This is a genomic window from Micromonospora noduli, assembly GCF_003264365.1.
GTDB classification, from domain to species: domain Bacteria; phylum Actinomycetota; class Actinomycetes; order Mycobacteriales; family Micromonosporaceae; genus Micromonospora; species Micromonospora noduli.
Genome location: NZ_PYAK01000101.1, coordinates 1 through 10,215 on the forward strand (window position 1 = coordinate 1; position 10,215 = coordinate 10,215).

The 10,215-nt window shown below is 71.1% G+C and carries 8 protein-coding genes and 1 pseudogene; 6 read left to right on the top strand and 3 right to left on the bottom strand.

Features of this window, described 5'->3' with window-relative positions:
* Positions 1-56: 56 nt before the first annotated feature.
* Positions 57-1,043 (bottom strand): N-acetylglucosamine kinase, encoded by a 987-nt coding sequence (locus GUI43_RS32320; RefSeq protein WP_112700589.1) that lies wholly within the window; start codon positions 1,041-1,043, stop codon positions 57-59.
* Positions 1,044-1,249: 206 nt separating this feature from the next.
* Between GUI43_RS32320 and GUI43_RS32325 the strand changes: the two genes are divergently transcribed.
* Genes GUI43_RS32325 through GUI43_RS32345 form a run of 5 tightly spaced genes read left to right on the top strand, consistent with a single transcriptional unit; the run spans position 1,250 to position 6,268 of the window.
* Positions 1,250-2,203: a MurR/RpiR family transcriptional regulator gene (locus tag GUI43_RS32325; protein ID WP_112700591.1), complete on the top strand. Its 954-nt coding sequence runs from the start codon at positions 1,250-1,252 to the stop codon at positions 2,201-2,203.
* Complete coding sequence (locus tag GUI43_RS32330) at positions 2,200-2,949, top strand: sugar isomerase domain-containing protein (RefSeq protein ID WP_091403970.1); 750 nt, start codon at positions 2,200-2,202, stop codon at positions 2,947-2,949. Before GUI43_RS32325 ends, GUI43_RS32330 begins: the two co-directional genes overlap by 4 nt.
* Before the next feature lie 26 nt (positions 2,950-2,975).
* Positions 2,976-4,412, top strand: coding sequence for an N-acetylglucosamine/diacetylchitobiose ABC transporter substrate-binding protein (gene ngcE, locus GUI43_RS32335; protein WP_112700593.1), 1,437 nt, complete (start codon positions 2,976-2,978; stop codon positions 4,410-4,412).
* Positions 4,413-4,430: 18 nt separating this feature from the next.
* Entirely contained in the window at positions 4,431-5,339 is a 909-nt protein-coding gene (locus tag GUI43_RS32340; protein ID WP_091403976.1) for a carbohydrate ABC transporter permease, read from the top strand.
* Positions 5,339-6,268: a carbohydrate ABC transporter permease gene (locus GUI43_RS32345; RefSeq protein WP_112582990.1), complete on the top strand. Its 930-nt coding sequence runs from the start codon at positions 5,339-5,341 to the stop codon at positions 6,266-6,268. Before GUI43_RS32340 ends, GUI43_RS32345 begins: the two co-directional genes overlap by 1 nt.
* 6 nt (positions 6,269-6,274) lie before the next feature.
* Here GUI43_RS32345 and GUI43_RS32350 read toward each other — a convergent pair whose 3' ends face one another.
* Both GUI43_RS32350 and GUI43_RS32355 read right to left on the bottom strand, forming a co-directional pair.
* Positions 6,275-7,966 (bottom strand): ABC transporter ATP-binding protein, encoded by a 1,692-nt coding sequence (locus tag GUI43_RS32350; protein ID WP_249037913.1) that lies wholly within the window; start codon positions 7,964-7,966, stop codon positions 6,275-6,277.
* A 50-nt stretch (positions 7,967-8,016) separates the two neighbouring features.
* Complete coding sequence (locus tag GUI43_RS32355) at positions 8,017-9,723, bottom strand: ABC transporter ATP-binding protein (RefSeq protein WP_249037914.1); 1,707 nt, start codon at positions 9,721-9,723, stop codon at positions 8,017-8,019.
* A 120-nt stretch (positions 9,724-9,843) separates the two neighbouring features.
* On the opposite strand from GUI43_RS32355, the pseudogene GUI43_RS34845 reads away from it, so the two are divergent.
* A pseudogene (locus GUI43_RS34845) lies at positions 9,844-10,146 on the top strand (bifunctional 3'-5' exonuclease/DNA polymerase); the annotation flags it as partial.
* Positions 10,147-10,215: the final 69 nt, after the last annotated feature.

The following is a 10,215-nucleotide window of genomic DNA, read 5'->3' on the forward strand; positions in this document are numbered from 1 at the left end:
GGGCGGCGCTGCGCGGTGCGGCGCTGCGCGGGGCGGCGCTGCGCGGGGCAGGGCTTTCAGGGGGTGGGGAAGAGGCGGGCGTGCAGGGCTGCAGGGTCGGTCACCTCGGGTAGGCCGCGGGCGGCGAGCCAGGCTGCGGCGGCGGCACCGTCGCCGGCGGTACGCAGAGGCGCGTCCGGCCAGTGTCGCGTGATCTCGGCCCGGACGGCGGCGGCGAGCGGGGTGTCCGCGGTGAGCAGGCCGCCGCCGAGCACGATCGGTGTCACCGCCCAGGCGGGGCGGATGCGGCTCACGCTCTCGGTCAGGTGCCCGGCGGCTTCGGTGATCAGCGCGGTGGCGACCGGGTCGCCGTGGGTGGCGGCGTCGACGACCAGCGGCGCGAGCCGGGCCAGTTCGATGGGGGGTCGACGGGTCACCGTCTGGATGGTGGCGTCGACGGTGTCCCGGGGGCGGGCGGCGATGTCGGCGCTGCCCAGGATTTCGGTGAGCACGGTCGTGGTCAGCGAGCCGAGCGCACGGCCGGCGTCGAGGTCGGCGAGCAGTCGGCGCACGGCTTCCCGGCCGAGCCAGAAGCCCGAGCCGGCGTCGCCGAGGAGCCAGCCGTGGCCGTCGGCGATCCGGTCGAGCTGCAGCTCGTGGACCTGGGCGGTGATCGCCCCGGTGCCGGCGATGAGGATGGTTCCGTCCGGGGCGGCGGTGCCGGAGGCGTACGCGACCAGGGCGTCGCCGTGCACCTCGTACGGGCAGCGCAGGCCGGCGTCGTGCCAGGCCTGGTCGAAGACGGCCCGCCCGGCCGGGTCGGCGAGCAGCCGGCCGGCTCCGGCGAGCCCGATGGTGCCGGCGGCCGCCCGCGTCGGGTCGACGTCGGCGAGCGCCTTGCGGAGCGCGGTCAGCAGTTCGGCGGCGGCGCGCTCGGCGCCGTGACTGGTGGGGTTGCCACCGCCGGCGCGGCCGGTGCCGACGCGTTGCCCGGCGAGGGTGAGGACGGTCGCCCGGGTGGACGTACCGCCGATATCGAGACCCACCACGACGCTGTCGGACATCGGCACGAGTCTCCTTGCGCGGAACGGCGATCTGGCTTGTTCATGCTGGTCGGCGGGGTCGTACGGGGCAAGTTGCGGCGGGCGTGGAGGGCTGTGCGCCAGGTAACAGTTTGAAAACTTCGCCCACAGTCTTGACATAGACAGTCGTTTAGTAAGAAATTTTACCACTAACAGTTAACAGTCTTTTCGGAAAGCTGAGGCGTCTCATGGTTGATCACGAGGTGGACACCGCCGCGGGGACCGCGGTGGTCGACGCCGACGTGATCGACCGGCGGAGCTCGGCCTCCGACGGGGTGTTGGCCCGGGTTCGCAACGGGCTCGGCGAACTGACCGGCGCCCTGCGTCGGGTCGCCGAGCACGTGCTCAGCGACCCGGAGGCCGCCGCCCGCTCGACCATCGTCGAGCTGGCCGAGCGCAGTGGCACCTCGCCGGCGACCATCACCCGCTTCTGCCGGGCGATGGGCTTCGAGGGATACGCCGACCTGCGGCTGGGCATCGCCTCCGAGACCGGCCGGGCCCGCTCGGCCGGCTGGACCATCGACATCGGACGCGAGATCCAGCCGGGCGACCCGCTCGCCCGGGTGCTCGACCAGATCATGGCCGCCGACACCCGGGCCATGCACGACACGGCCACCCTGCTGGACCTCGCCGAGGTGGAGCGGGCCGCGGTGGCGATCGCCGGCGCCAACCGGGTGAACATCTTCGGTGCCAGCGGCAGCGCCCTGGTCGGTGAGGAGATGCAGTTCAGCCTGCACCGCATCGGTGTGGCGGCGTGGGCGTGGAACGACGTGCACGAGGGGCTGGCCAGCGCCGCCTTGCTGCGATCGGGGGACGTGGCGCTCGGCATCTCGCACACCGGGCAGACCCGGGAGACGATCGAGATGCTCGCCGAGGCGGGCAGCCGGGGCGCCACCACGCTCGCCCTCACCGGCTTCCCCCGTTCCCCGTTGGCCGAACTGGCCGACATCGTACTGCTCACCGCCAGTCAGGCGACCACCTTCCGGCCGGACGCGCTCTCTGCCCGGCACCCCCAACTGGTGGTGCTCGACCTGCTCTACATCGCCGTCGCCCAACGCACGCACGATCGCGCGCACGCGGCCTTCCGGCGGACAGCGCAGGCCGTCGACGGGCACAAGGCGGCGAAAGGGGTCCCGTCATGATCAGCGCCCAGGGGTACGCGGACGCCGTCCGCCCGGTGCTCGACCGGCTGCTCGACTCGGAGGCCGACGGGATCACCCGGGCCGCCGACCTGATCGCCGACAGCCTGCGCGACGGCGGCGTGCTCCAGGCGTTCGGCGCCGGGCACTCGGAGGCGTTCGCCGCCGAGTTGGTCGCCCGGGCCGGCGGGTTGGTCCCCACCAACCGGCTCTCGGTACGGGACCTGGTGATGCACGGTGACGCCCCGCGTGACGTGCTCGCCGACCCCAAGCTGGAACGTGATCCCTCCATCGCCCACCAGATCTACGCGCTCGCGGCACCCCAGCCGCGCGACGTGTTCGTGGTGGCGTCCCAATCCGGCATCAACGGCTCGGTGGTCGAGCTGGCGGCGCTGGTCACCGAGCGCGGTCACCCGTTGATCGCGGTCACCTCGGTCGAGCACACCGCGCGGGTCGCCCCACGGCACCCGTCCGGGCACCGGCTCGCCGACCTCGCCGACGTCGTGCTGGACAATGGCGCGCCGTACGGCGATGCACTGCTGCCGCTCGAGGGCGGCGGCGCGGTCTGTGCGGTCTCCTCGGTCACCACGGCGCTGCTGGCGCAGTTGCTGACCGCGGAGGTCGTACGACGGTTCCACCAGGCCGGGGAGGTACCCCCTATCTACCTCTCCGCCAACGTCCCCGGCGGGGACGAGCACAACCTCGCCCTCGAGTCGCGGTACGCCGGACGTCTCCGGCGTACCGCATGACCCGAATTCCACAAGGAGACACGACGATGTCGATTACCCCCGAACACCCGGCCGCACTCGACCGTCGCACGGTGCTGCGTCGCGCCGCCGCCGTGGGCATGCTCGCCACTCCGGCCATCGGCCTGCTCGGCGCCTGCGCCACCAGCGGCAGCGACGGTGACAACGAGCAGGTCGCCGGCGGCACGAAGAGCGAGAAGAACCCGCTGGGCGTCAAGGAGGACGCCGCGATCGAGGTGGTCATCTTCAACGGTGGCTACGGCGAGAAGTACGCCACCGACGTGCACGAGCCGCTGTACAAGAAGGCGTTCCCCAAAGCCGAGGTCAAGCACCAGGCCACCCAGGCCGTCTCCACTGTGCTCCAGCCGCGGTTCGCCTCCGGCAACCCGCCGGAGTTCGTGAACAACTCGGGCGAGAAGCTGATGGACTTCGGCGCGCTCGTCGCGGACGGTCAGCTCCAGGACCTCACCGAGCTGTGGGACGCGCCATCGGTCGACGACCCGTCCAAGAAGGTCCGCGACACAGTGGTGCCGGGCACCATCGAGGCCGGCTCGTTCAACGGCAAGCCGTTCGTCCTGTACTACGTCTCCACCGTCTTCGGCATCTGGTACTCGGGCAAGTTGTTCAAGGACAACGGCTGGGCGCCGGCGAAGAACTGGGACGAGTTCATGGCCCTGCTGACGAACATCAAGGCCAAGGGCATCACCCCGTACGGCTACGCCGGGGCGAACGCCGCGTACTACCAGTGGAACGTCATCCTCACCCACGCCGCCAAGATCGGTGGCACGGACGTGCTGAAGAACATCGACAACCTGGAGGACGGTGCCTGGAAGCAGGACGCCGTCAAGCAGGCTGCCGCGGCGTGGGCCGAGGTCGGGGCGAAGTTCAGCGACAAGAGCTTCGAGGGCCTCAAGCACACCGACGTGCAGCTGCGGCAGAACCAGTACAAGGTGGCCATGTACCCCAGCGGTGACTGGCTGGAGGGCGAGCAGAAGAAGGACACGCCGGCCGGCTTCGACTACCAGCTCATGCCGGTGCCGAGCCTGTCCGCCTCGGACAAGCTGCCGGCCACCGCGCTGCGCGCCACCGCCGGTGAGGGCTACTTCGTCTCGGCGAAGAGCAAGAACCCCAAGGGCGGGCTGGAGTACATGCGTCAGATGCTCTCGACGGCGGGCGCGAAGGGCTTCACCGAGGTGGTCAAGGCCCCGACCGTGGTCACCGCCGGCTCGGAGGGCTTCGCCTTCCCGCCCGGTGTGGCCAGCTCGCAGGCCGCGCTCAAGGCGGCCGGTCAGGACGTGTTCAACCTGTACTTCGACGGTTGGTACAAGGAGCTCGACACGGAGGCGCGTACCGCCACCAACGAGCTGATGTTCGGCCGGATCAACGCGGACGCCTTCGTGGAGCGGATCCAGAAGCGCGCCGACGCCATCAAGAAGGACAGCTCCGTCACCAAGTTCAAGCGCTGATCGATCGGAGCTAGGGTCATGCGGCACGGCAAGTATCCATTCGTGATCGGGTTCCTGTTCGCCCCGGTCGCGCTGTACGTGACATTCGTGATCTGGCCATACGCGCAGGCGTTCCAGATCTCGATGACCAACTGGCGGGGGCTGTCGGCCCCGCAGTGGGTGGGCTTCGACAACTACCGGAGGTTGCTCGACGACGGGGCCTTCTGGAAGGCGGTCCAGCACCACGGCGTACTGCTGCTTGCCCTGCCGCTGATCACCATTGCCATCGCCCTGTTCTTCGCCTTCCTGCTCAACGTGGGCGGCAAGAGCAGCGGTGGTCAACGCCAGGGGGTCTGGGGGGCGAAGTTCTACCGGGTGGTGTTCTTCTTCCCCCAGGTCCTGGCGGTGGCCATCATCGCGGTGTTGTTCCAGATGGTGTACCGGCCGAACGAGTCCGGCCTGATCAACGGCGTGTTGATGAAGTTCGGTATCGAGCCGATCCTCTTCCTCGTCAAGCCGAACCTGGCCCTCTGGTCGATCATCGCGGTGCTGGTCTGGCAGGCGGTCGGCTTCTACGTGGTGCTCTTCTCGGCCGGGATGGCCTCCATCCCCGGTGAAATCTACGAGGCCGCCGAGATGGACGGGGCGACGAAGGTGACCCTGTTCTTCCGGGTCACCCTGCCGCTGCTGTGGGACACCCTCCAGGTGGCCTGGGTGTACCTCGGGATCGCGGCGTTCGACGCGTTCGCCATCGTGGCGGTGCTCTCGGTGGACGGTGGCGGCCCGGACGGCGCCACCACGGTGCTCGCCATGGAGATCTACCGCAACGCGTTCGTCTACTCGAAGTACGGCTACGCCTCGGCGATGGGCGTGGCGCTGTTCTTCCTCACCCTCACGTTCGCGGCGCTGACGCTGCGGCTCACCAAGCGGGAAAGCGTGGAGTACTGATGAATCCGCAGTCGACGCTGCCGCCGACGCCGGCGGCGCTGCCGCCGAAGAGCGGTGACCCGTCCGCCCCCGCCGGGTCGGGGCACAAGGGCCCCCGCTCGGAGGTAAAGCTCTTCGCCGGCCTGGGGCACGTCGCGCTCGCCGTGTGGGCGGTGATCGTGATCGTGCCGATCCTCTGGACCTTCCTCGCCGCGTTCAAGAACACCAGCGAGATCTTCAGCAGCCCGTGGACGCTGCCGGCCGAGCTGCGCTGGGAGAACTTCGGTCGGGCCTGGACCAAGGCGCACGTCGGGCGGTACTTCCTCAACAGCGTGATCGTGGTGTCGTGCAGCACGTTCCTCACCATGCTGCTCGGCTCGATGGCCGCGTACGTGCTGGCCCGCTACAAGTTCTGGGGCAACCGGGCTGTCTACTTCCTCTTCGTCTCGGGGCTGGCCTTCCCGGTCTTCCTGGCACTGGTGCCGCTCTTCTTCGTGGTGAAGAACCTTGGTCTGCTGGACACCCACACCGGCGTGGTGCTGGTCTACAGCGCGTACTCCCTGCCGTTCACGGTGTTCTTCCTGGCCGCGTTCTTCAAGACGTTGCCGTCGTCGGTGGCCGAGGCGGGGATGATCGACGGCTGCGGGCACACTCGACTGTTCTTCCAGGTCATGATGCCGATGGCGAAGCCGGGTCTGATCAGCGTGACGATCTTCAACATCATCGGCCAGTGGGCGCAGTACCAGCTCCCGTTGGTGCTGCTGTCCAACGCCAAGGACAAATGGGTGCTCACCCAGGGCATCGCCGACATCTCCGTCAACGCCGGCTACGAGGCGGACTGGTCCGGGCTGTTCGCCGCGCTGACCATCGCCATCCTCCCGATGATCATCGTGTACGCGGTGTTCCAGCGTCAGATCCAGGCCGGCCTCACCTCCGGTGCGGTGAAGTAGGGCGTCTCACCGCTCGTCGGCACGGGTGTGCCAGGAGTGCCACAGGGCGGCGTACGCCCCGCCGGCCGCGACCAGCTCGTCGTGGCTGCCGATCTCGGTGATCCGTCCGTCGGCGAGCACGGCGACCCGGTCGGCGTCGTGCGCGGTGTTGAGCCGGTGCGCGATCGCGATGACTGTCCGCCCGACCAGCACGGCGGCCAGCGCGCGTTCGGTCCGGCGGGCGGTGGACGGGTCGAGCGCGGCGGTCGCCTCGTCCAGGATCAGCGTGTGCGGGTCGGCGAGCACCAACCGGGCAAGCGCGAGCTGTTGGGCCTCGGCCGCACCGAGTTGACGGGCCCCGTCGCCGAGCTGGGTGTCCAGGTCGTCGGGCAGCTCGGCAAACCACTCGGCGCCCACGGTGAGCAGCGCGGCGCGCATCTGTTCGTCGGAGGCGTCGGGCGCGGCGAAGGAGAGGTTGTCGCGTACCGAGCCGATGAAGACGTGGTGCTCCTGGGTGACCAGGGCGATCCGGCGGCGTCGCTCGGCCGGGTCGAGGTCGGTGACCGGGCAGCCGCCGATGCTGACGACGCCGTGCCGTGGCGCGTCGATCCCGGCCAGCAGCCGGGCCAGGGTGGACTTGCCGGCGCCGGACGGGCCGACGACGGCCAGCCGCTCACCGGGCTGCACCTCCAGGTCGATGCCGTGCAGCACGTCCGGCCCGTCGGAGTAGGAGAAACGGGCGCCACTGACGACGAGTCGCTCGCCCCGTGACGAGGCGGTCGTGCCGGGTGGTTCGGGCGGGACCATGCCGACGCCGAGCAGCCGCGCGTACGACGCGAAGCCGCGTTGCGCCTGCTCGGTCCACTGCAACAGTCGGTCCATCGGGTCGATCGCCTGTTGCAGGTAGAGCGCGGCGGCGACCACCGCGCCGAGCGACACCATGTCCCGGGAGAACAGGTAGCCCCCGACGAGCAGGACCATGGCGACAGGCAGCGGGTAGCTGGCCTCGACGACCGAGAAGAACACGGTACGCAGTGCGAGGGTCGCCCGACGGGCCCGCCACACCATCGTGATGCGGGTGGTGCCGTGCTTGATCCGGTCGTCGGCCAGCCGCAGCGCCTCCACAGTGCGCGCGCCCTCGGCGGTGGTGGTCAGCGTCTCGGTCAGCTCGGCCGCCGCCGCGCCCTCGGTGAGGTACGCGGAGCTGGCCCGGCGCAGGTACCAGCGGGTCACCGCGACGATCGACGGGAGCCCGGCGAGCGCGGCCAACCCGAGCAGCGGGTGCAGCAGGAAGACCGCCCCGAACAGCAACGTCAACTGCACCGTGGCGATGACGATGGTGGGCACCACGTCCCGGACGGTGGTGCCGACCGTCGACACGTCGACCGAGCTGCGGGTGGCCAGGTCCCCGGAGCCGGCACGCTCGACGACCGAGACGGGCAGCCCGAGGGTCCGGGAGACGAACTCCTCGCGCAGCTCGGCGACGGCCCGTTCGCCGAAGCGGTGACCGGCGTACTGGGCGTAGCGGGAGAGCAGGGCGCTGACCAGGACGCAGCCGGCGATGGCCAGTGCCAACCGGTCCACAGTGGCCACGCCCGCGCCCGCGGTGACCCGGTCGACGATGGTGCCCAGCAGCCACGGAGGGGCGAGCCCGACGACCGCGGCGGCGCTGTGCAGCGCCAGCACGACCCCGACGGCGCGCCGGTGCCGGCTGATCATGTCCCGCAGGGCCCGGCGTACGGTGCGGCGGTCGGCGACTGGCAGCCGGCTCACCGGTACGCCTCCTCGCTGCCGCGGGCCACCAGGTGTCGGTAGGCCGGGTCGTCGTCGAGCAGGTCGGCGTGGTTGCCGGTGGCGGTGATCCGGCCGGCGCTCAGAAGCGCGACCAGGTCGGCCCGGCCGAGCAGCAGCGGCGACGTGGCGATCACCACTGTGGTCCGCCCGGCCCGCGCGGCCCGCAGCCGCTCGGCGATCCGCGCCTCGGTGTGCGCGTCCACCGCCGACGTCGGGTCGACGAGGATCAGCACCTCCGGTTCGCTGCTCAGCGCCCGGGCCAGGCGGAGCCGTTGGCGTTGACCGCCGGAGAGCGTCCGGGCTCGGGCGTCGATCGGGGTGTCCAGCCCGGCGGGCAGGGCGTCGACGACGTCCTGCGCCGAGGCGGTCCGCAGGGCCGCCCCGATCCGTTCGTCATCGTCGTCGGCCCCGGCGTGCAGGATGTCGCGCAGCGTGCCGGCGAAGAGGTACGAGTCGTGGTCGGCGACGAGGATCCGCGCGCGGACCTCGTCCAGGGCGACCTCGCGCAGCGGCACGCCGCCCCAGGTGACGTCGCTGGCGATGTAGCGGCCGAGCCGATCGGCCAACGCCACGGCCGCCGCCGGGTCGTCCGCCGCCACCCCGGTCAGTTGGCCGGCGTGCACGGTCAGGCCGGTCACCGGGTCGTGCAGGTCGGCCGGGCCGGCCGGCGCGGTCAGGTTGCCCGGCCGGCGTGCCTCGGGCACGTCGCCCGGCCACCGACGGCCAGGGCCACCGACGTCGTCCGGTGTCACGTTGAGCAGGTCGGCGATCCGTCGGGCGGCGACCCGACCGCGGATGAGCTGGTAACTGCCCTCCAGCAGAAACCAGACGGGCACGATCAGGGTCGCCACGTAGCCGTAGACGGCGACCAACTCGCCGATCGTGACGTCACCGGTCACCGCCATCCGGGCCGTCAGCCACACCACCGCCGCCAGGAACAACCCGGGGATGGCGACCGTCGCCGCGTCGATCCAGCTGTTGACCGCGCCGACCCGGTAGCCCTCGGCGCGTAGCTCCTGGGACCGGGCCGCGTACCGCCGGGCGAACAGGTCCCGGCCGCCCACCCCGGCGAGCACCCGCAGCCCGGCCACGATGTCACCGGATCGGGCGGTGAGCGCGCCCTGTTGCCGTCGGTAGACCGATTCGACCTGCTCCAGGCGGCGCAGCAGCGGCCCCACGATCAGGCCGACGACCGGCACCCCGACCAGCACGCAGAGCGCGAGCATCGGGGAGATCGACCAGAGCACCACGGCGATCACCCCGTACGCGACGACCGCGCCGACGCCCGGCCCGGTCAGCGTCAGCACCTGCGCCGTCCAGTCGATGTCGGAGCCGCCGATGGTGGACACCTCGCCCGCCCCGACCCGGCGGGGCAGCACCGCGCCGATGCGGGACAGGTGGCGCAGCAGAACCTCTGCCGAGCGGGCTTTGGCGTCCTCCCGGATGAAGGTCATCGTGCGGTGCCGCATGATGCCCAGGTAGGACAGGGCCACGCCCGCGACGACGATCGCCGCGACCCAGAGCGCCAGGGCCCGGGTGTCGCGTTCGCGCAGCCCGTCGTCGACGGCGCGGGCGATCAGGTAGGGCCGGGCCGAGAGCCCGATCATCCAGGCCGTGCCGATCAGGCTGCCGCGCAGCACCCGCCAGGGTTGGCAGCGGACCAGCCACCACAGGTAGCGCATCGGACCGCGAGCGTCGGGAGTGCCAGGATCGGGATGCGGGATCTGCGGAGGCACCCGGCCACGCTACCGACCGGCCCCGACACCCCACCGACCCGATCATGGTGAGGTGCGCCTCCGTTTCTGTCGGACGGGAGAGGCAGAATCACGTTCGTGCTGGTGGCGGTGGTGTCCGACGAGCGGGGTGGGGGAGTGCTGTGCGTGCTGGACGCCACCGGCCGGCCGGCCGGCCCGCCCGAGGTCGTCACCGATCTGGTCGCTGCGGTCGCCGCCCGCGAGGCAGCCGAGCACCCGCGCTGGGTCTGGTCGACCGCCACGGCGGTCTACCCGCCGCTGCTGCGCGCCGGCGTCCGGGTCGATCGGTGTCACGACGTGGAGTTGACCGAGGCGTTGCTGCTCGGGCACGCCGGCCGCTGGGGCGAGCCAGGGCGAGAGCAGCGCGATGACACCTGCCAGCGCGAGCACGACGAAGCTCACCACGGCGAGCGGGTTGCG